The 25,942-nt window shown below is 34.7% G+C and carries 22 protein-coding genes; 12 read left to right on the forward strand and 10 right to left on the reverse strand.

Annotation, left to right across the window (positions count from 1 at the left end; all coding sequences use genetic code 11):
- Nucleotides 1–395: 395 nt before the first annotated feature.
- The 9 genes from ACODST_RS07395 to ACODST_RS07435 form a co-directional block, all read right to left on the reverse strand.
- Nucleotides 396–1,319, reverse strand: a complete 924-nt coding sequence (locus ACODST_RS07395) for a HipA domain-containing protein (RefSeq protein ID WP_488931475.1) — start codon at nucleotides 1,317–1,319, stop codon at nucleotides 396–398.
- Nucleotides 1,312–1,626 carry a HipA N-terminal domain-containing protein gene (locus ACODST_RS07400; protein ID WP_488931476.1) on the reverse strand — a complete coding sequence of 105 codons (315 nt, stop codon included), beginning with the start codon at nucleotides 1,624–1,626 and terminating at the stop codon, nucleotides 1,312–1,314. The genes ACODST_RS07395 and ACODST_RS07400 overlap by 8 nt, the downstream gene beginning before the upstream one ends.
- Before the next feature lie 3 nt (nucleotides 1,627–1,629).
- Complete coding sequence (locus ACODST_RS07405) at nucleotides 1,630–1,839, reverse strand: helix-turn-helix domain-containing protein (RefSeq protein WP_488931477.1); 210 nt, start codon at nucleotides 1,837–1,839, stop codon at nucleotides 1,630–1,632.
- A gap of 218 nt (nucleotides 1,840–2,057) precedes the next feature.
- Entirely contained in the window at nucleotides 2,058–3,860 is a 1,803-nt protein-coding gene (locus ACODST_RS07410) for a glycoside hydrolase family 2 protein (protein WP_488931478.1), read from the reverse strand.
- Nucleotides 3,861–4,029: 169 nt separating this feature from the next.
- Nucleotides 4,030–4,650 carry a hypothetical protein gene (locus tag ACODST_RS07415; protein WP_488931479.1) on the reverse strand — a complete coding sequence of 207 codons (621 nt, stop codon included), beginning with the start codon at nucleotides 4,648–4,650 and terminating at the stop codon, nucleotides 4,030–4,032.
- Nucleotides 4,651–4,700: 50 nt separating this feature from the next.
- Nucleotides 4,701–5,147: a hypothetical protein gene (locus ACODST_RS07420; protein ID WP_488931480.1), complete on the reverse strand. Its 447-nt coding sequence runs from the start codon at nucleotides 5,145–5,147 to the stop codon at nucleotides 4,701–4,703.
- A gap of 62 nt (nucleotides 5,148–5,209) precedes the next feature.
- Nucleotides 5,210–6,175, reverse strand: a complete 966-nt coding sequence (locus ACODST_RS07425) for a hypothetical protein (protein ID WP_488931481.1) — start codon at nucleotides 6,173–6,175, stop codon at nucleotides 5,210–5,212.
- Nucleotides 6,176–6,493: 318 nt separating this feature from the next.
- Nucleotides 6,494–7,099 (reverse strand): hypothetical protein, encoded by a 606-nt coding sequence (locus tag ACODST_RS07430; RefSeq protein WP_488931482.1) that lies wholly within the window; start codon nucleotides 7,097–7,099, stop codon nucleotides 6,494–6,496.
- 410 nt (nucleotides 7,100–7,509) lie between these two features.
- Complete coding sequence (locus tag ACODST_RS07435; RefSeq protein WP_488931483.1) at nucleotides 7,510–11,511, reverse strand: hypothetical protein; 4,002 nt, start codon at nucleotides 11,509–11,511, stop codon at nucleotides 7,510–7,512.
- Nucleotides 11,512–11,900: 389 nt separating this feature from the next.
- On the opposite strand from ACODST_RS07435, the gene ACODST_RS07440 reads away from it, so the two are divergent.
- The 12 genes from ACODST_RS07440 (at nucleotide 11,901) to ACODST_RS07495 (ending at nucleotide 24,953) form a co-directional block, all read left to right on the forward strand.
- On the forward strand, nucleotides 11,901–13,466 hold the full coding sequence (locus ACODST_RS07440; RefSeq protein WP_488931484.1) for a hypothetical protein: 1,566 nt from the start codon (nucleotides 11,901–11,903) through the stop codon (nucleotides 13,464–13,466).
- Between the two features lie 83 nt (nucleotides 13,467–13,549).
- Complete coding sequence (locus ACODST_RS07445; protein ID WP_488931485.1) at nucleotides 13,550–13,729, forward strand: hypothetical protein; 180 nt, start codon at nucleotides 13,550–13,552, stop codon at nucleotides 13,727–13,729.
- A 76-nt stretch (nucleotides 13,730–13,805) separates the two neighbouring features.
- Nucleotides 13,806–14,429 carry a hypothetical protein gene (locus ACODST_RS07450; protein WP_488931486.1) on the forward strand — a complete coding sequence of 208 codons (624 nt, stop codon included), beginning with the start codon at nucleotides 13,806–13,808 and terminating at the stop codon, nucleotides 14,427–14,429.
- 72 nt (nucleotides 14,430–14,501) lie between these two features.
- The gene (locus ACODST_RS07455; RefSeq protein ID WP_488931487.1) at nucleotides 14,502–17,117 is read left to right on the forward strand and encodes a hypothetical protein; all 2,616 of its coding nucleotides are present in this window, start codon (nucleotides 14,502–14,504) and stop codon (nucleotides 17,115–17,117) included.
- 403 nt (nucleotides 17,118–17,520) lie between these two features.
- On the forward strand, nucleotides 17,521–19,854 hold the full coding sequence (locus ACODST_RS07460; RefSeq protein ID WP_488931488.1) for a pyocin knob domain-containing protein: 2,334 nt from the start codon (nucleotides 17,521–17,523) through the stop codon (nucleotides 19,852–19,854).
- Nucleotides 19,855–20,253: 399 nt separating this feature from the next.
- A complete protein-coding gene (locus ACODST_RS07465) occupies nucleotides 20,254–20,448 on the forward strand; it encodes a hypothetical protein (RefSeq protein ID WP_488931489.1) in 195 nt (64 codons plus the stop codon).
- Nucleotides 20,449–20,503: 55 nt separating this feature from the next.
- Entirely contained in the window at nucleotides 20,504–20,974 is a 471-nt protein-coding gene (locus ACODST_RS07470) for a hypothetical protein (RefSeq protein ID WP_488931490.1), read from the forward strand.
- Nucleotides 20,975–20,989: 15 nt separating this feature from the next.
- The gene (locus ACODST_RS07475) at nucleotides 20,990–21,547 is read left to right on the forward strand and encodes a DUF6046 domain-containing protein (RefSeq protein ID WP_488931491.1); all 558 of its coding nucleotides are present in this window, start codon (nucleotides 20,990–20,992) and stop codon (nucleotides 21,545–21,547) included.
- A complete protein-coding gene (locus ACODST_RS07480; protein ID WP_488931492.1) occupies nucleotides 21,540–22,838 on the forward strand; it encodes a hypothetical protein in 1,299 nt (432 codons plus the stop codon). The genes ACODST_RS07475 and ACODST_RS07480 overlap by 8 nt, the downstream gene beginning before the upstream one ends.
- 11 nt (nucleotides 22,839–22,849) lie before the next feature.
- On the forward strand, nucleotides 22,850–23,710 hold the full coding sequence (locus ACODST_RS07485) for a hypothetical protein (RefSeq protein WP_488931493.1): 861 nt from the start codon (nucleotides 22,850–22,852) through the stop codon (nucleotides 23,708–23,710).
- Nucleotides 23,711–23,717: 7 nt separating this feature from the next.
- The gene (locus tag ACODST_RS07490; protein WP_488931494.1) at nucleotides 23,718–23,933 is read left to right on the forward strand and encodes a hypothetical protein; all 216 of its coding nucleotides are present in this window, start codon (nucleotides 23,718–23,720) and stop codon (nucleotides 23,931–23,933) included.
- A 372-nt stretch (nucleotides 23,934–24,305) separates the two neighbouring features.
- Nucleotides 24,306–24,953: a hypothetical protein gene (locus ACODST_RS07495; protein ID WP_488931495.1), complete on the forward strand. Its 648-nt coding sequence runs from the start codon at nucleotides 24,306–24,308 to the stop codon at nucleotides 24,951–24,953.
- A gap of 95 nt (nucleotides 24,954–25,048) precedes the next feature.
- On the opposite strand, the gene ACODST_RS07500 is transcribed toward ACODST_RS07495, so the two are convergent.
- A complete protein-coding gene (locus tag ACODST_RS07500) occupies nucleotides 25,049–25,849 on the reverse strand; it encodes a S24 family peptidase (RefSeq protein ID WP_488931496.1) in 801 nt (266 codons plus the stop codon).
- Between the last annotated feature and the right edge of the window lie 93 nt (nucleotides 25,850–25,942).

The raw sequence follows: 25,942 nt of genomic DNA on the forward strand, positions 1-25,942 counted from the left end.
ATTTGTCAGCGGTTACAAATTAGTTAAAAAATGGTGCCGGCAGCAATATCAGCCGGCATCGTTATTTTTTACCAAGTCTTTTCAAAATCAAAGAAGAAAAAAATTTTACTTCGGATTTCATACAATCTTCATCAACCTTAATATTAGGGACATGGTTCATTGCAATATGTCCTTTTTCAATAGATATAAATCCCTTCTTACCTCAACCCGTTTCTTAAAAACACTGTAGGTTTGAAGCTGTATAAGATCGCGTAATTGGGATTCTTTCACCACTTGCTTACTGAATGTTCCGGGAGGACAGACCGCAAAAATCAGTATTACTTACAGAAAATGTTTTTCTTTTTTCTAAGATTTTGATTGTCGTTTATAGTGTGTTCCAATTATTCTTTAAAAATTTAAAATCTTCCTAATCGTTCTTTCATCAGTTTCAGATATTTTTCTTTCATTCCTTCAGATAAAAAAGAAATTTCAATTAACTCATTCCATTTATCAACATTCGAGAACATTTTTTTTAACTGCAGATCAATAGTTCTATCACTTAATCCCAATCTTTCTTTAGCAAAATAACCTATTAGATCATCTGTCTTAAAATTACTTTTTTTTCCTTTTAAGGTTAAAGCCATTTCTTCTTGTGGATTTTTAATGGCAATGGTAGAATTTAAAAAATCATAAGCCGGAGCCAGGATCACTTTACCGGATTTTGTAATCACAGAAAAGTTTTTGAGATGCATGTCTTCATTGCCCGTAATAAAACAAAACAATATCCTTTTAAAAAATTCAGCTTTTTCGATGGCAGGAAAAGTACAAAAGTCGTCTATCGTTTTTACCATTTTTTCCAAAGTGAAATTGTATTTGGTATCTCTAGAACTTCCGGTCAGCTGGGCAAAATCTTCCACAGCATATTTTCTTCCTTTACTATAACGATCAAATCTTTTTATAAAATAAGATTTCGAATGGTCTTTGGAATATACCAATCCATGAAACGGAACATCAATTCCGTAAATTTTTGCCATCCGCATTGTGAGATCTTCATTCTCGGGTAATTCCGGAAAAATATCGCTTTGAGGTTTGATAATAAAATTACCATACTGATCAACAATTTCAAACTGCTGGTTTTTAACTGACACGATCGCACTTAATTTGGGCTGGACACCCTGAATAGATAATTTAGCTGCCCTGGCGGCTGCTTCCTGTCTTTGCTCTAAAGCAGAAAAAGGCAGATTTTTAAAAGCTGTCAGTTTAGGAGACAGTAATTTCAATCCTGCAGTGCTGTATAAATTATCTCCGCACAATTCATAAGTAACAGGACACCTATTCATGATCTGAAGCTTTTACTGTTACCGCCCCTATCAAATCATTTCCTACGGCAATAAGCTGCGAAAAATAATCCTTTTTATCTAATTTGTTTATCCGTAAAAGCCCTTCCAGCATTATACCTTCTGGAAGCAGTCCTTCAAAAAACGGAGGAAAATGTAAAAAGAAATATTGTTTAGCCGTAATGGGCATAGTAAGCGAAACAGGCTCTAAAGAATAGTCCTGATCATATGTAAATATATAATTTCCCTTTTCATCTTCTACAAATTCTCCAGCCCTGATACTATGTACATACACAATCGCTTTTCTCATGTTTTACTTTTTTAAAGGACTTACAAACTGAACTTCGATATTTAAAACATCAAGAATTGCTTTTAAACTATCCCATCTAACAGTTTCTTTGTTTTTTTCAACATCAAACACCGTTGTTTTTCCTATACCCGCTAAATTTGCCAGTTCCAGCTGTGTCAGTCCGGCTGTTTTGCGATGCTCTCTAACTAACAGCCCTAAATTAAATTCATCCATAAATTACTGTTTTAACAGTAAATATAAAGTTTTTTTGCATTCGAAAAACGCAGTCATAGCTTTTTAAACAAATTTTACCGCTATAACAGTAAAAACACTTAATCCGTTCTGTTTTTATTTAAATTTAAGCTCCATTTACCAAAATTTACTGTCGTAACAGTAAAAAATTCCATTATCATTTCTGACTCTGAAGGTTTCCTGCTTTATCTATAGCTCGTTTATTTGTATTCTTCTTCTTTCTGGGCATACCAGTCTTTCATGACATAAAAAGCTTTCTTTTTAATTCCGTTACTTGAAATTAAACCTTTACGGTTAAAGAAATCCTGAATGTTGGGCAGCTGCCGTCTTGGTGATCTGAAATCAACCAGAATCCATGGTGAAACTCCGGCCAGACCTTCAATGCGATTGAACATCCGGGTATTCTGAATGTATAATTCTTCCTGATATTCTTCGTTCCAGCGTTCTTTTTTGTCACCATGCAGACCTTGTAAAGCTTCGCCTCCAAACTCGCTGACAATAACCGGTTTATTGTACGGAATCACCCACTGCATGTCTTTACAGGATTCATTGGTTCCTCTGTACCAGCCCAGATATTGGTTGAAACTTACAATATCTACATATTCATTCATATTATCCTGAAGGGTATTGATATTGTTTGAACTGGATGTAACTTCCATGGCCATACTAATCAAACGGGAATTGTCCTGTGTACGGGCATATTTAGCGAGTTTACTCAGGAAAATATCACGGTCAGCGCCATGCGGAGTTTCATTGGCAATAGACCAGATCACGATACCGCAGCGGTTTTTATCTCTGTAAATCATGTCGTGCAGCTGCTGTTCGGCATTGGTATAGGTATCCGGATTTGTCCATGAAATGGTCCAGTATACCGGAACTTCAGACCAGACCATTAATCCCATTTTCTCAGCCTGCCGTACCATATTTTCGTTATGCGGATAATGGGCCAGACGAACATAATTGCAGCCTAACTCTTTTGCCCAGGTCAGTAAGGTAACCGCATCTTCTTCAGACCAAGCCCTGCCCGATCTGAAAGGGGCTTCTTCGTGAATACTGATTCCTCTCAGGAAGACTTTTTTTCCGTTTAACAGAATTTCTTTTCCTTTGGTTTCGATGGTTCTAAAACCAATTTGATCGGCAATATTTTCATCAGCTTTGGCAATGGTTACCTCATATAATTTTGGTTTTTCGGGTGTCCATAAAACCGGACTGGCTTTTATTTCAAAATAAGCCAGTCCTTTGGCATCAGTGGTGATGTTTTTTTTGATTCTTAACTCGGGAACAGAAACCGTAACAGACTGGCCTGCTGTTTCGCTGTTTAATTTTACCCAGCCGGAAATTTTTGTTTTGTCTTTTTTATCCAGCTGAACCAGATAATCTTCGATGTAGGTATTAGGAACCTGAGCAAGGGTTACATCTCTTGTGATTCCGCCGTAATTCCACCAGTCCATGTTTACGGTGGGTACATTATCTTTATGACGTTTGTTATCTGCTTTTACTACTACAAAATTGTTTCCGTCAATCAGGAGATCAGTTACATCAAAATTAAAGGGGGTATAACCGCCAATATGGCTTCCTGCCAGTTTTCCGTTTACATAAACTTTGGCATCGTAATTGACTGCTCCAAAATGAAGAATTCCTTTGGTTTTAGCGTCTTTTTTATAATTAAAATCTTTTTGAAACCAGACTGTTCCTTCGTAAAAAAACAGCCTTTCGTCTTTACTGTTCCAGTCAGACGGAATATCCATAACGGCCGAAGTGGCAAAATTATATTCGCTTAAATCGGTAGTGTTGAATTTTTTGTTTTCGAAAAATCCGTTGTTTTTAAAGGGCATTAAACGGTAATCATAATATCCGTTTTCGAGCGGGTCTACAATATAACTCCATTTTCCGTTTAAGGTAATATTGTTACGGGCTGCAATATTAGATACTAAGGGAATTTCCTGCGCTGCTGTTTTTCCAACAGACAGAAAAATACAACACAGCATTACAATTTTTTTCATAGCTAAACTGATTTCGTTTTTCAACTTTTTGTTTTTATAAAATTAAAATTTTTAGCTATTGTACTTTCGGTTACAGCAGTTCAACAGCTATAAAAATACCCATCAAATACTTATCAATACTATGTTGAAACATCCTTTTTCAACATTTAATATCAGATCCTCTTTTTTTCTAAATTTTCGTAAAAACTTTTTCATCTGAATTCAGATCCGATTTCAGAATCAATTCGTTCGTTTTTTTGATTTCAAACAGGAGTTCCCTGCTGATATTCATGTCGGTCACTTCCCATTTTTTGTTTCCTTTTTTTAAGGCTTCTTCAGTAGATTTAACAGGAGGCTGCACCGGATTTTCTAAAATATCAGCAGCCTTCAGATTTATATATATTTTTAATACGTTATCTTCTAAGGTTTCGGCCTGAACATTCACAACAAAAAAACCAGGACTATATCCTTCTCTGACTTCATCGAACAAATCGGTATTGCCATAAAATGTCCCTGTCAGGCAAACCTCAACTATCTCCCCTTTTTCATTCTTTTCTTCCCAGGAAGATCCTTCAAAATTGGGAATATTTTTAATCTCTGTTTTTTCGAGTACTAAAAACAGGTTTTCGGCTGGATTAGCTGTATCTCTATATTCATAGTTTCCTTGTAAATCATCTGTATCATAATCCGCTTCTTCTGCTGTTTTATTTTCCTCAATAACGGGTTTTACAGGACTTTCTTCTTGTTTTTGCTCTTTACAGGCACACAGGAAAAGTATGAAAAAGGAAAAAAGTATATTTATTGGTTTCATATTAAAAAGTTTACCAGGCTATTCACATTCTTTTGTCTATATCACTATGCTTAATCTGCATAATAATAAATTCCTCTTGTAACAGCATCTTTGTGTTTTTCAAGGATCAGTTCTGTTACTCCTCCGGCATAATTCATTATAATTTCTATTTTAGCAGGTTTAACTTTAAACTCAACATCAATCAGTCCGTTGTCGTTGCCCGCTACAAGACTGTCCGCTGCCGGTATTTTTTTAGGTAAAATAGATGCATTTTCGACCAAATCCTCAGCAATAATCTTATTATATTCTGTATTAAAATCAGAATTTTTGAAAGTACAGATTCTACCAGCTCCCATTTGTATTTCGAGATCTTTGCAGTCACCTTCTTCTTTTTTTACGGGAGTCTTTTTACTTTCTGAAACTTTAACTTTTACAGGGGCCGGAGCTTCTTTTTTTTGTTCCTGACAGGCAAATAATGTTAGGGACAGCAAACACAAAACTATTTTACTTTTTTTCATTGATACTCTTTTTGACACAATTAATTGGTTACACACATTAAATTCTTTAAAACTAACTATTTTTATTCCAGTTCATCATTTAAAAAACCATATTTAGAAGGCTTTGTAGAAATACTGTTTTTCAAATCAAAAACCTCGCTGCTGACATAGTATTTATCCTTTACTTTTACAATTTTCACTTCCGGAATCTGTTTATTTTCGAGGTATTTTGAACCTTCAAGAAGACATTTCTTATGATATAAAAATAAGGTATCAGCATCCTGAAAAGGTATTAATAAATCCTTTAAAGGGCGTTCTGCAATATAAGATGAATCTTTTGACACTTTTACATAATAGGTATAATTATAACTCGGTTCATACGAATCAAGCATCAGGATATAATCTCTGTACCAGGATTCGTCGATCTTTGATTGAGCCGCAGTAGAAAAAAATGCCGTTTGCAGATCCTTTGATTTTTTATCGATAAAATTAGTTCTCCATTCTATTTCTTCCCTTTCTTTTTCATCAGAATCTACAACAAAAGATTCGATTTTTACCCATGCATTGTTTTTGTACTGATACAAATGGGTCTGGTATTTTTCTGTGGTATTATAGGGACTATCCAGCTGGGGAGTTGCCACAAGGTACTTTTTGTCAATAAAAAAAACATAAACATCAAATGCTTTTTTATATTCCTCAATACTTAGATTATTGATATAAGATTCCAGCTTTCCGTAATCATCTTCTTCTTTATCGATGTATTTGGAATGCTTTTGAAAAAAAAGAAAATCTGTAGGAATTAAATACGTCACTAAATTCCCTAAATCATTTCCGTTTTTAGGATCATAGAGAATCCCGTAATCATACGATGTGGTAAAAAAACCACCATGATCGGAAATATTATAGACATAGTCATTTATCTTTAAGACCTTATCAAAGCTGGATATAGTATTTTCTTTCTCCTGATTGGCATTGTTTGTTTTTTTTTCTGAATTGCTGTCTTTACAGCTCAGAAATAAAAGAGTCAAAATTAGTATGGCTATTCTCATTTTTTACATTGAATGTTTAAGCTAAAATAAGATTCTTTTTAAAAAGAAAGTGCTTAATTAAAATTTACAGCAGAAAAATTGAAGAGACTTATTATAATGAGCTGTAGAGATTCTAAAAGATAAAATGATGACCTAACAATGGTCATCCAACTCTTAAATCACCGGAAGATTTTGATGATAGGAAATCTTCTTTTTCATAAGACTGTGTAAATTTTAAAATTAAACAAAAAATAATGGGGTTTTAAAACCCCATTATTTTTAATTACACAGTTAGTGAGACACTACCTATTGAAAATTCTCTGAAAGACAGATATAGTTTTACTCTTTCTTTGTTTTATGAGCTAGCAACAAATCATTATAAAGTGAAAGTCCCTGTCCACCAATTTTACTGGTCAAGAGTTTTTTTATAAAAATCCATTTGTTATTTTCATAAATATAAAAATACGTATAAGCGTCTTCTTTTAAATCAAATTCTACCGATCCATCGTTATAATATTTTGAAATTGCTTCTTTAGGTAAGAAATCGGCAATGATATAATAATCATTTGGTTTATTCTTTAAAACTGCCTTTACCATATCGCTTATTTTTTTGGAATCATCCATTGCACGATCACTGTTCTCAAATTGTCCAAAGAATCCTGTCCTGTTATAAACATTCCAATAATCCTGAATCAGCTTAGACTTTCCGATGTAATTGACACCAAAACCACCCAAACTTTTATCAAAAAAATTATATTGAGGATACGGTGGAGTTGGTGAAAGATCATCAGGAAGAACAAAACCATTCTTCTTATATTTTTCCTCTAAAAAGTCGACAGGAGGTACAGGATACTCTATATTCAAATCTTCCGGAGTTTCAATTTTAACTGAGTCTTGTTTTCTCTCCTCTTTTACAACAGCTTGATTTGTAGTTTCTGATTTCACGTCCGATTTGCAACCAGCTGCTAATAAAAGAAATAAAAGTTTAATACAATTCTTCATATTCTCTATTTAAATTTGTTTTACTTGTCTGCTCAGAATTTTGTTTTCATCACTTAAAGAATTTTTATAAAATGTCCTGTCTTTTTCATTTTTTTTTGGCAGGATAATCCAATTGTTAACCGCTGGTCCCTTTATCAAATTGTACTTTTTCACATCTACAAAATCCGTAGTATTTTAATTTTTCTCCGGGCTGTTATACTTACAGCCCAGAAAAAAAACACAAAGTTAATTTATCATTCTTTTTTTAAATTTTACATGCATATCCTGACTAAAATACTAATCTTTTCTATTCATTTCCTGCTTTCGGGAAAACATTTAATCTTCCCGTTTTTCAAATCTGTAATAACCATTTTTTAGACTTCCGGTCTAAAATATCCTTTAAACCCTTTATGAGCAAACAGAGCCCCTCCTGTTGCTTTGTAAACAGAAGTTCTTGTACAATCAGCCCGGCCATAACCTCCATTTTTTATATTGGTATTATTATCAGCACTTCCTGATTTTCCAAGGGCTTCAAGTATTGTAACAAGATCCTTGGCAGCATCGTATTTATATACAATTCCTGTATGTCCATCGGTTGGACTTCTGCTCCAAACGAAAATGTCTCCCGCCTGAGGTTTGAAATCTTTAGAATTGCCGACAAATTTTATTTTATCTGTTCCTAAAGCTTTTCGAAATGAAGCTTGCGTAGTCATACTGCCTGTCGTTACCGATTTTACTTCTTTTGTGATACCCAGTTTATGTAAATATCTACAGACTAATTCTGAACAATCCATTCTGCTTAAGGCTTCATCACTTGAGGATGTTCTGAATCCTTTTGAATTGTCTTCCATTGCATATTGCAGATGTTTGTCTGCAATGGCCTTCATTTCCTTAAGGGCCGCAGCCATAGATTTTGATACAGCAGTATTTTTGCTTTCTTTAATTTCTTTAGTTTCTTTAGTTTCTTTAGTTTTAATTATTCTCACATCTTTAACCAGGTCTCTGGCATCAGCTGCAATTTCATTTCTTCGGTCTTTTCCGTTAATTACCCTTCTGGCATTTACATAATCTATCTGGGAATCATTTATATATTTATTAATACTTACACCGGTAAAAATTCCATTGTCCATTCCCCAGATCATAATTTTAGCGGCCAGCTTAGGTTCTAATGCTTTTTCAGGGTAATTGACTACATCTACTCCAAATTTATCTTTTATTTTTTTATAGTTATTTTTCCATGTCAATTGTACATACCCTCTTCCACAATACTTTACTCCGTCTCCTTCTTTTGTATTCCCGTTTTTAACAGCCGCTTTTCTTCTTTTTTCCGTATTGGCCAGTACCGGATCATATCTGTGATAGGTTCGTTCTCTTGATGTTTTATTCTTAATCCAGAAACTTTCTATTACAGGTTTAAAGGTTTTAAATGTTTCCGTATAAGCTGTAGCAAGCATATAGGCAACCTGTTCTTTTTGCGGCGTTATTTTTTCTGCCGCATAATATTCATTCATATCATTCAGCAGAACCTTAAGGCTCTCTTCGCTTTTTCCTTTATATTTCATTAAGAAATAAGGAATATCTATGCCGTATTTATTTTCACCTGTTTTAGTATCAGATGATGTGATCGTATTCAGAATAGCATTTAGACCATTTTGTAATGAGAATTTAGAATTCATTCCTTCCATCCCAAGATAAAACATATCGGCCATTGCAGTCAAAGGATTTAAAGCATACCATTTTTTATCTAAAATAAAATCAATTGCAGCAACACCTTCGTTAGTCACAATAGTTTTATCTGTATGTTTAATATCTCCGGCATTTTTATAAATATGTAATGAAACCGGCTTACCCACCATATTTAAAGTTCTGACAACCCCTTTTACTTTTGCTCCGTAAGGCACCTCTGTAAATGGGTTTACACGTTTGTCCTCGTATTTAAAATAAATATCAGTGATCTCGGTCTTCGCCGTAACATTTAAAATAGCCTGATCGTAGGCAGCTGCCTTTTTGGCAAATGGTAAAAAAGCTTCATTTTCTTTTCTGTCGAGCTCAAATTTAAGGGCGCTTGTTTTTCCATTCTGAATTCCAAAATGTTTCTGTAAAGTGGTATTAAATCTTATTTCCTTATTTACTTCTCCCTTTTTATCTGTTTTAGTATGTACGAAATAATGTACCTCTCTCTTATCATCTAAGAATATTTTAATCCTTACAGGCTGATCATTATAACCCGGAATAGCAGCTTTGATATAATTTACTTCTCCTGAAAAACCAGATCTGTCTTTTTTGTTTCCGTTACTCCATGCCCAGTATGCTGTAGTAACCTGTGGATATTTGAAATGTATTTTTTTCGCCGATACTGATTTTGCTCCTTCTTTACTGTAATTATACGCTTCGATGACAAAATCTCCTTCTTTTTGAGGAAAAGGAAAAACAAAAGATGTTCCTTTAGACAAATAGGGCTTTTGAACATCATTGTCTTCATTTTGTATTTTCATACCATCGGGTATGCAGATTTTACCCTTTTTATCATAAACCAGCCATTTTACATTATTCTTTTCCTGTAAAACTGCCGGCTCAATTTTAAAAGATTTAACATTAAATGTTACCGTTTTACTGCCTTGATTCAATAGATAAATAGTATCGTTCTGAATATTTTTATCCATAACAGCAATACTTGCAGCATAATTCCTGATCACAGAGGTTTCAAATTTCCCAAGAAGATTATATTGGTCCTTACTGATTACTGTAATTTTATAAGTTCCCAAATCAGGCATAGCCAGTTTAACAATACCTGAAGCATCCAATTCCCGTTCTTCTACAATTTTAGTTACCGTGCTGCCTTTACTAATTTCAATCTGGTAATATAATTTTAACGGATTAATTGTTTGAACTCCTTCCTTTTTTAAGGATACTTTAAAAGCTCTCTCTTCGGCAAAAGGTCTTGTCATTTTACCAACATTTGCAGGAGGCATAATTACAAGATCCTGCGCCACTATTTTTAATTCTAAGAAAGTCGCAGCAGCTGAATTTTTTTTCAGTTTTATTGTATGATTTTGTCCGTATGCATCAATTCTGTAGGTTCCGGGAGTATCAAAATTGTAACTAAAAGATGTTCCTTCGTTTCTAAAAATATGCTCCTTGCCTGTATCACTATTATAAACTACCCAGTTAATATTTTCTTTCTGATGTATCTTTTGATTTATAAAAGCTTCATCTACAAAAAATTCCAGACTTTCACCCATAATAAATGAAGTGGTATTGGCATTTTTAATCTTCACCGCACCTTTTCTTACTGCACTTCCATTCTTTTTTTCTTTGATTATCTGTTTTAACGAGACATAAACATTTTCTTTTCCAATGTCTGCATAAAGTCTGTCAGCGCTCAGATTAGGATATATTTTTGTTTTCGTTGTTATTGTTATAGAACCCGGCAGTGTATCTAATCCTTCGACTTCTCTAAGCAATAGAAATAATTCATCATATTGCTCAAAAAGATTCGCAATATTGGTTTTAGCATCAAGCAATTGCTTTATAATTATTTCCCAGCGTTGTTTATTTTCTTTTGAAATAGATCCGTCTATTATATTCGCATTAATTGCCTTAATCATTTTTTCACGGACAATTTCCCAACTAAAATTATGAACTGAAATAACAGATGAATTGATCTGTTTTAAATCAGCATACAATTTTGTAAAACGTTCATGTTCAGGTTTTCCTTCAAAAGTACTGACTGAAACTCCTTCTTTAAGAGCTTTCAGAACAGTTGTCCAGTAATGTACAGCTTCAAAATCATTTGCTGCAGCGGCAATATCCTGTTTCTTTTTAACCGCTTCTTTTACTACTTCTATTGATGGCCCAGCCAGATTAGCCGGCAGATTTAGGTTTTGTTGTGCATTTATTTCAGGATAAATCTGAGAAATTACTCCGTTATTCAAAACAATACTTCCTGCTCCCGAAATCGAAGGAGTAGTGCTTACTGATGCAGAAGAATCCATTATGATCTTCTCTGTGGTATCAGCAGCGCCCCCTTCGAATGGAGCTGTTATTGAAGTAGTAAATAATGTAGAAGCATCTAAATTATATCGTGTTTCCTCCGGCAGCGAAGAAGTAGTGTCATCGGATCCCGCCGGATTTTTCATTGTCCTGTTTAACGTTCCCAAAACGCCTTCTTCGGCTGAGGAATCAGCATTGTTTAAAATGACCGTATTTTCATTTTTATATTCCAGCCATAACTGTTCTATATCTTTTTGCCCGTTCATTTCTTTTGAAACTTTGGCAAGCTCTTTTAAGAAATCATTTTTTAAATCTTCCGGGCTTTTGACCGCCGTACTATTTTGTATTATAATGTCGAAATTGTGAATTGTATTTTTACTCATCGCTAGGTGTTTTTTCCGGGTGTAAAAATAGTGCCGCTATTTGTCATTATAAAATTTCAAACCCCTTGAATTCAGTAGTTTCAGCAACTTTCATTTCTACTGAAGCTACTGAAAAACCCGCTCTTTTTTTTGCATTTTTTGTATCCTTCTAAACTACTTTTACATCCTCAAATTTTATAGAACACTCTGCTGTAAAATACCCTCAATAGCTTTTTCGCTATCAGCCGTCACCACACAACCTATTAATTAAATTAAAGTAAAGTAAATCGTATTATGACTTATGTACTCTCAAGAGGCAGTCCGCAATAGCCTGCAAAAACAAAAAACTGCTAAATCGACTTTCTGAGTAAGAATGCTGACTTTTAAAACAACCTGTAAAAAGAAAAAAAATGCCGATACAAACATTAGAAAATATTAAAAACTGGTTTAGAACTGGTCTAAAACCTACACAAGTACAATTCTGGGATACCTGGGATTCTTTTCGCCATAAAGAAGAAAAAGTTCCTGCAGAAGATGTTGCGGGACTTGATACATTACTCAGTACCAAAACTGACAAATCTGATTTTAAGACTATCAACGGACAAAGTATTTTAGGCCCCGGAGATGTGACCATTCAAGCACCAGCATTAGACGGGGTTTTAGCTTCCGGAAATGACGCTTTTAACAAAACCATGAGTCTGTGGAATGGTTCTGAGCAGGTGACCGGAATGGCAGGAGGAGCAACAAATTACAGTAATATCCCTTTTCAGCGAACAAGCGGTATATCATTTAATGAACTTTATTTCGAGGATTATTACAGTAAAGCTCGTTTCAGCCTGGGCATTAATGGTGAATACAATAGCAGAATTGCTGTTTCAAATACGGATGCAGCTGAAGGTGACTATTTACCATTTAGTAAAGAAACATCATTTGATTTAAAATTAGGAGACAATAAAGTAAATTTTACTCTTAATAGCAGTAACAGACCTGCCGGAACTTATGAAATAGCTACACTGAATGACCTTAGTACCAGCACAGGTTCTCCTGTTTCTGCAACAGAATCCGGTTTCGTAGATAATAGTGCCCTGCAGGAACTGGGAGGGACAGATAAAACAATTAACGGAATCAGAATTGGTAAAGGAAATGGTAATTACGAAAATAATTTAGTAATAGGCCGCAATGGTCTGGCTTCGGTTACCACCGGAAAATATAATGTAGCCATAGGTAATGGCGACGGAGAGGTAGAAGGTCCTTTACAGTATTTAACAACTGCCAATAATAATACTATGATAGGTTCTGATGCCGGGGTTAATATAGTAACCGGCGGCAATAATACCGGAATAGGAGCCGGCTCTTTATTCAGCAACACAACTGCCATCAGTAATACTGCAATAGGAGCATTTGCTTTAGCAGATAACCTGACATCGCCATATAATGTAGCTGTTGGAAGTAATGCACTGGCAAAAATGAAATCAGGACTTGGACAGTCTACCGCTATTGGATCCTACTGTATGTATGATGCCACAGGTACAGACAAAAACGCAGCTATTGGTACCTATGCTTTACGTTACAATACATCTGGTTTTTCCAATACAGCTATTGGTCATACCGCTTTAGGTTTAAATACATCCGGCCACTCCAATAATGCAGTAGGAAATTATTCTTTAGGCGCCGTTACTACAGGAGTCGCCAATACCGGTATTGGAAAATTTGCCGGAAAGCATGTAACCACAGGGAATTTCAACATTTATATTGGCTCTGAAGGACTTCCTGAAGATGCTGCAGCAGACAGTATCATTAATATCGGAAACAGATTCATTGCAAGAGGAGCTAAAATCTCTCTGGCCGGAACTCTAAATGTAGGCACCCCTCCCGTTTATGAAGACAATACTGCTGCTCTAACAGCGGGTTTAATTACCGGAGATGTTTACCGAAGCACTGCCGGAGCCTTAATGGTTGTTTACCCAAACCCTTAACCCTTAACCCTTAACCCTTAACCCTTAACCCTTAACCCTTAACTCTTAATTCTTAATTCTTAATTCTTAAAAACTATAACAAAATGAAAAACATCATGAAAAGCTGGAAAACAACCTTAACCGGGATTATTGTCGGAGGAATCGCAGCAGCAGTGGCTCTGGGCTACATTACAGCAGAAACCGGAGGACAAATAACCACTGTTTGTATTGCTTTAGGTTTAATTATAAGTAAAGATGGCAATCAAACAGGACTGGCAGATTAGATTTCAAGTCCCTGAACTATCAGAATTAATTTTCTGATAGTTCAATTAATTAATAACCCAAAAATCACATAAAAACATGGCTATACAAGCACTAGAAACTATAAAAAACTGGTTTAGGACCGGATTAAAACCTACACAAGTACAATTTTGGGATACATGGGATTCTTTTCGTCATAAAAATGAAAAAATTCCTGCAGGAGATATTGAAAACATTGATCAGTTAATTAAAGAGCAGAGAATCATTCCATCAGGGCAGTTTCTAATTTTTAAAGTTGCTCCTAATACTGCTGAAGAATTAGAGATTGGAGATAGTGTAATAGGCTATTGCGAAGGAAATTTCCTTGCTGAAGCAACTTATTATGGCGGTGACACAAATTTGATGAGCAGTTTTACCAAACCGGACAATCTGGTTGGGAAAATTATATCCTTTACTACCAGCAGTCAATATTCCCATGATGCTATTACTTATAAACTTAATGACGAAGTATTACTAAGATCCTATACCTGTGGTGCTTACAACGGGATCAATCTAAAATATAAAAGACCCGGGGAATCTGATTTTTCAAGTGCATTGCCCACAGGTAATTATCCGGAATTATGGGTAACCTGGCTGGAATTAACTCCGGGCACCATTCTTAAACTGGTGGATACTATCGGCGATCTGGAAGAATCTGAAGAGTTCACAATACCAAGTAAATAAAACATTATCTCTTTCAGGCTGTCATAGCAATGATCTATAAGTATTAAAATCAAACAAAAAAATCGAAACAAAATGGAAAATAAAGTTCCTAAAGAGCCTATACAATATATCAATAAACCGTTACAGTTAAATTCGGTGCCAAAAAGTGAATCTTCTTCAGACAATATTCTGGTACAGGGAGCTGACAAAACTGTAAAATTTATCCCAAGAGAGGAGCTTAATACCCCTCCGCAGGTCAATGCTGACTGGAATTCAAACGGAGGAATGTCTGAAATTTTAAACAAGCCCAATATTGAAGCATTAGCAAGTACATCCTATGTAAATGGACAGAATTCTGCTTTACAGAATCAAATCAATACCAAACAGAACACATTAGTTTCCGGAGTAACTATTAAAACTGTTAATGGAGAAACACTATTAGGCTCCGGTAACGTAACATTATCTTCCGGAGGAACATCAATTAATGGTACCGCCAATTATCTGCCAAAATTTAATGCGACAGGTAATAATATCATTAACAGTAATGCAATATCAAATAATAATGAATTACTAATTCAGGGTGCACCTGGAAAATCAGGGCTTAGATTTTCAAATATGCTCTCTACTGATAAATTCACAGAGACTAAAATAGATATAAGCAAATACTTTCATACACTTAGTGTTAAATGTGGAATCGATAAGAATGGAAACGCTTATTTTCAGGACAATTTGACCATGCAAATTGTTAAGGTCGCACCTGACAAAACAGTAACTCCAATCGCTTTTCATGGGAAATCATACATTTATGCCTGGTGTGCAGACAACTTAGGAAATATTTATTTTACAGCAGCTGATTTTATTCTTTACAAGATTGATGCTGACGGCACATTAACCTCTCCTCCATACGACAAAACAATTCTTCCAAAAGTTACTAAAATTGGTATAGATTCAGCTAATAATATATATTTATGTGAAAGCAGCGGCAATTCAGTTTACAAACTTAACAAATCGTTCGAAGCCTCCTTGTTTATCACATTTCCTGTAACTTTTAATTATTACATGAATAGTAATATTTTATTTGACAGCGAGGACAATTTATACATGGACGTTGGATATAATAATGCTACTTTTTACAAGATAAGCCCTGAAGGTACAATTCTGTACACTGCATTTGGTTCAAATATCTCTTATGGATTACCTTTTTATTTCCTTGATAAGGATACAATTTACATCGTTAATCGAGTTTACCCAAGCAGTCAAAACAATTCAGATTATGCTGTCAGTAAAATATCAGTAACAGGTCAGGTAACACTTATAGCAACAATTGCTGGTAATGACGAGGAAATGAATGCAGTAGAACTATTTGAAGATAATATTTACTATACCAGATATAGTGGATCTGATTTTAGTAAATTGGATTTAACTACAGGGCTTTCTAGTGTTGTATTAAATTTTTCAGAACCTGGCGCAACATTTTCATTAAATCCAAAAGGAGTATTTAATATAATTTTTGGTTCAGGTATTATTAGTATACTGGAGAAACAAAATAGAGGCAGCCGAATCTCTAAAACAGGAGAAGTTATCATGGATGATTTCTATAAATCTGACAGATTGATTCTGGATACACCTCTACAAGTTAATAATAGTCTGAATTTAAATTCACTTAAGAATCCATCCAATTACATGTATACTAAAACTGCGGAATGGAATTTAGGAATTATTAAAAATATTGTTGAAGATTCTTCAGGGAATATTTATGCCCTCGCAGCTAATGAAATTCACAAAATAAATTACAAAGGAGAATTGTCTTTATTTGCTACTGTAGGTATTACTCCATCTATCATGGTTATATCTAATGATGTTTTATATACAGCTAATTCCGGAGATGCATCGGTATCTAAAATTACACTTGATGGCGTTGTAACAACTTTTGCTACCGGAATTCCAAATTGTCGCAATATTGTATTTGATTCTCAGGGAAATTTAATATTGTTAACTGATTCCTATCCCCAAACATTGACGGGAGCACTTTATAAAATTACACCTGCCGGAGTAAAGTCTTTAATTAAATCTCTTTGGAGTGTCCATCCATACCTGGCAATCGACTCATCAGATAATATTTATACAACTTTATTAAACCCTAATAATTCTATACATAAAATCACAATGGAAGGGGTTATGACAAGAATAGGAACAGTGCAAGGCCGGGTTTTTCAGGGGCCTCTTGATTCCTATGTACGTTTCGTTAGAACCTATACGAATACAGCTTACAGGATGAATTCCTCAGGAAGTATTACGGCAGAAGTTATGAATATAAATTATAATATAAGTCCAACTTATTCTAATGGAAAAATCTATTCCTTTACAGGAAAAAAATTCAGACAGGCAAATATAGCAACTGGTCTTTATACAGGTTTAGTTAATGCTTCCGGAGATATAATAACACAGTTGGTTAGTAAAAAAGATACCATTTGGATAGCCGTAGATACCTTTCTTATGAAATACGAAAAACCATATAGCAGGTTATTGACCACAACAGAGACAGGAAACATAACTCAGTTAGATGAAGAAATTTCTCAAAAATGGATAAAGAATAATAAAATAATCGAGAATGTTCCTGTATTTGACAATAACGCTTCTGCTAAAACAGAGCTTCCTAATAATCATCTGTACAGAAACCCTGAAGGAGTGTTAATGATCACTTTTTAAACTCTAAAAAATCAGGAATACTAAAATAATACTGTAAAAAAATAACGTGTTAAAAGCTTTCTGCATTCAAAAAATCTCCTTACCATCTATAAACCGAAACATTCAAAATTAGATAATACATGTTTGGTTCTAATACGAATGTTTCGGCTGTACTTATTTTCCAAAAGAATCGGCTTATTTAAGTTTTTAGTCTGCATTATCTTAAACAGTTACAAAAAAAAACATGTAACCTACCCACCCTCATTTAAACCACTGAAAAAACAACACCTTAACATTATTTAATTGCTTTTTTCAACCGTATTTTTATAATCTCAAAATCCGGCAGATATGCCTGTTAATCAACAAGTAGAAAATATTGATTCAACAAAAAACTACAATTTAATTCAACAACCAATACCACTATATGGCAGTAAACATCAACACTATTTTAGGCTGGTTTAAAACCGGACAAAAACCAACTCAGGATCAATTTTGGAGTGCATGGCAAAGTTTTTGGCATAAAAACGAATCCATTCCGCAAAACAGTATCACTAATTTAACCAGTACCTTAGAAACGAAAGCTGATAAACTGCAATTCGAAGTACATAAAAACGATAAAACGGCTCATAATGCATTGTTTAATGCTAAAGAAGACAAAGATCAGAAAGGTACAGCCAACGGTTATGCCCCTCTAAACAGTTTTGCAAAACTAGCCGGTCAATATCTGGATATTGTTAACAATTTGGTTTCAGGAGGTGCTGCCTCACTTCTTAGCGCTGAACAGGGAGTGGTTCTGCAAAATCAAATTAACAGTATTAATGTACTGCTGACCTCTGATAATATTGATCTTAATTCTATTCAAAAAATTACAGATGCTATTGAAACTATCCAAATTTCATTAAATAGTTTACTTGTAAATGATCTTACCAGCGGCGGTACTCAAAAAGCACTGACCGCTCAGATGGGGAAACAGCTTCAGGATAATAAAGTAAATAAAGCAGCTGGTAAAAGTCTGCTTTTAGATACCGAAATCGAGCGTCTTTCGACACTTTCCAACTATACTCATCCTAACAGCCATTCTCCTGCTATTATTTCTCAGGATTCCGAAAACAGATTTGTAACAGATGCCGAAAAAGCCTCCTGGAATGCTAAGCAGGATTCACTTGGATTTACTCCTGAAAACCTAAACAATAAAAACGTCCCAAACGGATATGCCGGTCTTGGAGCTGACGGAAAATTGATTTCTTCTCAACTGCCTTCCATTACAATTAACGATACTTTTATTGTCGATTCTCAAACTGCAATGCTGGCTTTAACTGCGGAAACGGGAGATATTGCGGTAAGATCTGATTTGAGTAAATCTTTTATTTTAAAAGGTGCTGATCCTGCTTCTACAGAAGACTGGCAGGAACTCCTTACTCCTACTAGTGATGTTACAACTGTTTTTGGCCGCAGCGGAACCATAACAGCTCAGGCTGGCGATTATACGACTGATCAGATTTCAGAAACCGAAACAAGAAAATTTCAATCTGCACAACAACACGCTTTTAATGATGCCACTTCCAGTATTCAGACGCAGTTAAACTCGAAGATTTCTAATGCTTCACATACAGGCGATGCTGTTGGTGATACTACATTAACTGTACAGGGAATCAACGGAACACTGCTTTCACAGCTGCCAACCGGTCTTTTAAAAAATACGACATCTACAGGGGTTCCGGTTATAGCACAAGTGAGAACAGATTATGCAGAACCTACTGCTTCTCTTCCAACTGGTATTTTAAAAAACACCACAGCTACAGGGGCTCACACTATTGCCGTGGCTGATGATTTTCCAATATTGAACCAAAATACAACCGGAACAGCCAATAATGCTGTAAATCTTAACGGAATGCCGTCAACCTATTACGCTGCGATTAATTCGCCCGCTTTTCAGGGAATACCAACTGCTGCAACTGCTGCAGCAGGAACAGCTTCAGGTCAATTGGCAACAACTGCTTTTGTTACCAATTCGATTTCATCATCAGACTTAGAAAATGTAAAAAAAACCGGAAACCAGACAATAAGCGGTAATAAGATCTTCAATAATTTTGTTCAATTAGACTATGGCGCTTTATTTATAAAACAGCCTTCTTCGTCAGCATATAATCAGTTAAACTCATTAGATGATGGAATAATGCTGACTCAAAACTCTAATGGAAACTTTCGAACCGAAATGAACTCCCATGGAATAAAATTTGGAAGAACAATTGTTCAGGCACAACTTAATACAGATAATCTAACAGCTTCCAGAACTTATTCGATGCCTGATCTGGATGGTACCGTAGCACTAAAGGGAGATTTTTTAACTACACCATCCGGTAATACTGTAAGCCCTTCTCTGGTAATCCCAAACGGATATTTAACTACTACTCCCAAGGATGGTGCCATAGAACGTGACTTAAATGGAACCCTATGGGAAACCCATAACGGCGTAAGGGATAAATTAAGTGTTGCCGACGTTCCCTATAAAAGTATTACAAATTTAAACACGCTGTTCTCCAGTTACAGAAGAAGTTCTGTTAACACCTGTCAGGTCAATTATCAGAGTACTTATTCTCCTGACACCTCTCCTTCATGGGGAATAGTAACAAGTTGTAAAACAGATGATGCAGGCGAATACGGAACTCAAACTTATATCTCTATGGGAGAAGTACCCAATACCTATGTTAGAAACTGCAGCAACGGAACGTGGTCTGCGTGGGTAAAATTAAATTAGACTGCGAATAATAAAAGTTTTTTTTCCCAAATAAGTAAAAACATTAAGGTAAATCAGAGAATCCAAATTCTTCCATATACCTTAATGTTTTTTTATTGAAAAAAGCTCAGCTGATCACGTATATCATTCATTATCACAAGTTGTCGCGCATTCAAACAAAACACTATATATCAACAACTTAAAATAAAAAATTTCTACTGAAACTACTGAAAGCAAAGACCTGATTATTCTTTTTTCAGCATCTTATAGTCTACTTTTACATTCTCTAACAACAACTGTCAGAACCCTCAAAAAAGTTTAAACATCGTATACTATAACCATCAGAATATTTCCGGAGGTCAGTGCTTCTATTGTTTAAACTATCCGATAATATAGTAATAATTAAACAGTAAACCTATCATGAATTTTACATCCAAAGATTTAGGTGAAATACCTTCGACACCAGACATGGGCAATTTAAAAAAAACATCGGCACAGCAGCCGGAGAACAGTATTATTATAGAAAATTTCATTATTAGTCCGCTGTATATCGCTGAAAAAAAAGAAAGTATTTCTGAAGCTGTAAAAAAAGAAAGCCGCGACAGCTCTATTTAACATTAAAGCAGTTAAAACTCCTTTCGAATACAATAACAACTTAAAATCTTAAACAATGTTAGACGAAACAGCTATAGAAAAACTAAAAGAAAAATACGGTTCTGTATTAAAACTCACTTCAGATGATCAGGAAACAACTGCTTATTTCAAAAAACCATCCTTTACAGCATTTTTAGAGTACAAAAAAAGATATGAGGATAATCCCTACGAAGCAATCTTATATTTATTTAAAGAATGTGTACTTGATAAACAAGACTATAATGAAGATTTTATGCTTTCTGCTGGAAACGCTATTATCGAAATGATCAAAAAAGACAGTGAATTCAATATCAATCCGACACCACAGAAAGATGAATCCAAAAAATCTGCCGCTATCATTCGACACGCTTTTCAGGTTGATCCTTACAAACTGTCTATCGATGAGTTTTACAAGTTACTCGAAGAAGCGCTCTGGCTTCAAAAACATCATGAGACCCGAATGGAAAATACATTTATAACCGCTTTTTCCAAAACATTTTCAAATTAAAAAATACAGATCCTTATGAAATTCAATTTTAATGTAAACGAAATTTTAGAAACCAAAGACATCGATTATTCCGGTATTAATTATAACGAATCCGAATCCAAAGATTTTATTATAGACAAAACGGGAGGCGAATTTAACCTGAGGGTTTTTGCCCCTCTTGTTTTTGAACCTCTGGTAAAAAACGACCTCAACCTTGCCAGTTTAAGAGTTGATGCTGTTACCGTGAATCTGAGCCGTTCCAAAATCATCAAAAAAGAAGGAATAGAAGGCCGTGATTCTACCATCAAAGAGCATATTACCAATGGTGATTTTAGTATTTCAATTGAAGGACTTATTGCCAATGAAACCGGAGACGAATATCCAAAAGAAAAATTGTTCCTGCTGAAACAGTTCTTAAACGCTCCTTATGCCTTAAGAGTGACCCATGCCATTTTGAACCGGTTTGGTATTTATGAAATCGTAATCGACTCCTACTCTATCCCGTCTATTTCGGGAACTAAAAACATCCAGAAATTTACGGCCAGTGCCACCTCAGACGAAACTGTAGAACTAATAATCAGAGACAATGCTTAAACTCAATGCCAAAATTAAAGTATACGAAACTGTCAGGCTTATTCCTACTCCAAAATTTTATGAATTTACGTATGTAAAAAATGTGGAGATAAACAGTTCGTATAAATCCCTTACCGACACGGCCACTATTGTGATGCCGCAAAAGGTATATACCGATACAAAGGGTTTTGACCAAAACTTGTTTACAGATCCAAGCGGTACAGAAAAAACGATTCATGATTTTTTTAAACTGGAAAACTATATCGAGATTTTCTTAGGATATGACGGCGATTACAAGCCGGCTTTTAGAGGGTATATCACCGGAGTTCAAACCGATATAAATGCCGTAATTACCTGCGAGGACATTATGTATTCCTTAAAAAAAATAAAAGCCGTAAAAGACGATAATGTACAGAGCCCGGATGACACATTCAACATTGTAGCTGTAAATCCAACTGCCAATATTGAAAATTTTAACCCAAAAACCTTCTTTGAAAAGAGAATTAAGGAACTTAATCTGCCCATCAAAATAAATGCTCTCGACGAAGATCTGGGGAATACCATGATCAGTAGGAACCATACGCTGGCACAGGTTTTTGAAATGCTTAAAAACAAAGGTATTTACGCCTATTTTAAAATCGAAGAAGACGGCCCTGTTCTTATTATTACTAATAATCCGCAGCAGCATACCGCGGCCGAATTAGGAAGTTTTATAGACCGCAATTTTATTAAAAGTCCGTTAGCCGGAACACTGGTAAAAAAACTAATCAATCAGGGACTCAATTTACTAAGTTCTCAGTTAAACAAAGCCTCTCAATTGGTTTCCGGAATTTTTCCCGGAAAAGTCAAATTCAGGTTTCGTTATAATATCATCGAAGACCGGTTAGTTGTGGTCAAAGAGTCAGCCAAAAATACCCGTATCAGAATAGAGAAGTATTTCAAAAATTCAAATACTCCGGTTTACATCGAATTAGGTGATCCCAACGGACAACTTATAAAAACGCATATCATTCACAGCGATCAGGAAGAACTGCCCAAAGAACCGGGTGCTTTTGAAAAAGCAGCAACCGAAGCAGCTTCAAAATTGTATCAATATGCTGCGTTTCGTGCTATGGAATCAAAGCCAAGCGGTTTTGAAGGGTATTTCCTGACGTTTGGAGAACCTTTTGTACGTCCTACCGACAAGGTTATTCTGGAAAATGCCAAGGACAAAGAAAAAAACGGAACCTTTCAGGTCGAAAAAGTAGAGCGGACTTTTGGCGAAAATGGCTACCGCCAAAAAATTTATATAGGACGAAGAATAGAAGTATAATAAAGAACAACATGGGAAATATAACCGATTTAATAAAAGATGTCGTCTGCAAAAACAAAATTATTGAAACTTTTGCGGCAAAAGTCATCGAAATAAACAAAGAAGAAACATCCTCTCATAATACAGAAGATGCCTATACCGTAAATGTAATGCGTGCCGATGGTGCCATTATTAAAAATGTACGCCTAAAAGCCTCTATTCAGGATGTGGAACAGGGAATTATTATGATTCCTAAAATAGACAGCTGGGTTTTGGCTACTGTTATTGACGGAGTTGAAACCAGGGCGTTTATTTCGCAGTATTCTGAAATCGAACGAACTTTTATCCGCTTCAAAAACAATGCGGATCAATATCTCGAAATAGATACCAATGTCGATCAGTTTAAAATGGTATTCAAAGAAAAAGAATCTGAAGAAAGCAGCACTTCATCAGTCACAAATCCCACTTATAAAAACATTGCACAATTAGAGTTTTACGGAAGAAAGCCAAACATCAGTGTTTCTTTTTATGATGAAAATGGTAAAACAATATCCAGAAACAATTTTAACAGCAACGGACAGTACATTAGTATTAACGAAGGGAATACCTATTTCAGTCTTCAGGACAAAGAAGCCAGAATAAGCATAAAAGAGGGATTTGAAGCTATAATTTCTGACTCTAAAACGTCATTCAAAAAAGACGATTTAACATTTGAAATGGACAATAGGTTTAAAATTGATGTCGGTGGAAAATCTTTAAAATCGAAACTGGAAGAACTAATTGATGAAATTGGAAAAATTACCGTCACTACACCAGTTGGCCCATCAGGTCCACCAATCAATTTACCCCAGTTAACCTCTATAAAAGCAAAACTTACCGAACTATTAAAATAATCTATTTATGGCTTTAAATACTATCGGATTAAAAGAAGACATTAAATCACTTCTAAATCAGGAAAAAGAAAAAACGGATAATAGTTCATCTATTGACAATATTGCATCTCAACTTGCTGCGGCGATCGAAAAATATGTAAAAACAGGTACCGTGACTACTACCGTAACTACAACAGGCAGTGCCTCGGCACAAACCGGAACAGGAACAGGAAGTATTTCCTGATCTGCTTCAAAATTTAAATCGAAAAAGCCTCTTGTTTATTTAAATCAAGAGGCTTTTTTAGTTTAATGCGAACCGTTTAGAAAAAATAAACTGAGTTTTTTTCAGGGTTTCTTCCGGTTCATAATATTTACTTTCTGGCACCTATAACTGAGTTTTATGTCCACAAATTGGACTTTAGATTATAATCAAAATAATAAATCTGACGATGACCGCTTTCAAAAACTATTTTCAAAACCTTTGAATAATCGAAAACTAAGCATAAGAACTATAAATAGATTTTTTTGTCATAACTTTTCTCTTATTTTTAGCAGAATTAAAATCTAAAACCGCAATTATTAAAACTGCTGATTCATCAGTCTAAAGCACAAGTAAATGAAATCACAAAAAACACTTAGCGTATTGATCTTATTGCTTGTATTTGTAAGCAATGCACAAAATAACAAAACATCACAATCTAAAAACTACAGTTCTGAGAAGACAAATAGTCTAAATTTTAATCTTTCGCAACGCCTTAATTCTTATCCGTTTAATAAATCTTCCCAAATAAAAATTATTGCTTACAACCTGGATTTTGACAGGGGAGATCAAATTATTACCCTGTCTGCTGACACTTTAAAACAAAATCACGAGAGTAAAATGACAGTCCTGGAATATAAAGTTCCTTTTGAACTGCCCAGAAAACATCTGGATTCTCTGTCTTTAAAAAATGCTGGTCAGATAAAAACACTGACAATGCCGCAAATTGAAAAATTAACCGACATCCTGTACAACACTTGTTCCAAATTAAATACCGGCTGCTCAGAAATCATAAGAGGCTGTTACATCCCCAGAAATGCTATTCTTTTCTTTGATGACAATAACAAAATATTTGAATATTTAGAGATCTGCTTTGAATGTAAAACAAAGGAAACTTTTGGAAAAATTGAAAACTTAGATTGGAGTGACAGCATGTTCAAACGTTTAGAAAATTATTTTAATACAATTGGAATTAAAACGAAATACACGTCAACATCAAAATAACTCCCGATTTAAAAACAAAAAGAGAAAATCTTATAATTGAAGATTTTCTCTTTTTGTTTTATATACATCTTTTATTCAAAATCAATTTTAACTTCTTAATTGAGTTTCTTTTTTAAAGTCTCTTCCAGTTCATAATATTTACTTTCTAGATCGTGAATCTTTTCATAAATATTAATAGGGTCCGGCATTTGTCTGGAAGCATACATGCTTGCGTACCAAACCTCAAGTATATCTTCGGCATAAATAGAATACATTGGGTAATTTCCGTCTCTGTTATCTGATTTCAGGATTAATTTTCCGCTTTCCCTGATTCTGTTTAAAACCCTTTTTACTACTACTCCATCATTTTTGCTGACAATAACATAAATTCTTCCGTCTAAAATATCGTCAAAATTGTCTACATATTTTCCAAAAAGATAATCCCCGTCGTGTATCGTAGTAGACATTGAGTTTCCTTTAATTTCAAAACAGCGGTAGGTTCCATTTTTTAACATCGGCATACTAAACGAAGGCAGGTTTTCCATATATTCCGGATCAGCGTAACCATCCAGATAACCGGCACGGGCTTTTACACCAACGAAATTAATATTTTCCTCTCCTTCTTCATTGACCGTGATAATTTTAGGCACATGCAGACTCACTGCATTACTGGATTTATTGACAAAAATTTCTTCGCTGTCACCAAAAAAATATTCTGGGTTAACACTGCAATGTGTAATAATACTCTGAAGAAGATCAAACCCAGGCTTGGTTCTTTTTCTGTCACCCTCTGTTTGTAATCTTCCAATAGTAATACTATCGATAGTAGTACTCGTAACACCTATTAATTTTGCGAATGAATTATTATTTAATTTCAATTCATCTATTATACGTTTTATCTTATCGTGTATTTCCATCTTGCAACTCTTATTTATTATGTAATATGTTTTACTTAAAGCAAAACTTCAAGTATATGTTGCAAATCTACATAATATATGATAAATAACAAT

It is taken from the genome of Flavobacterium sp. FG19, assembly GCF_057809475.1.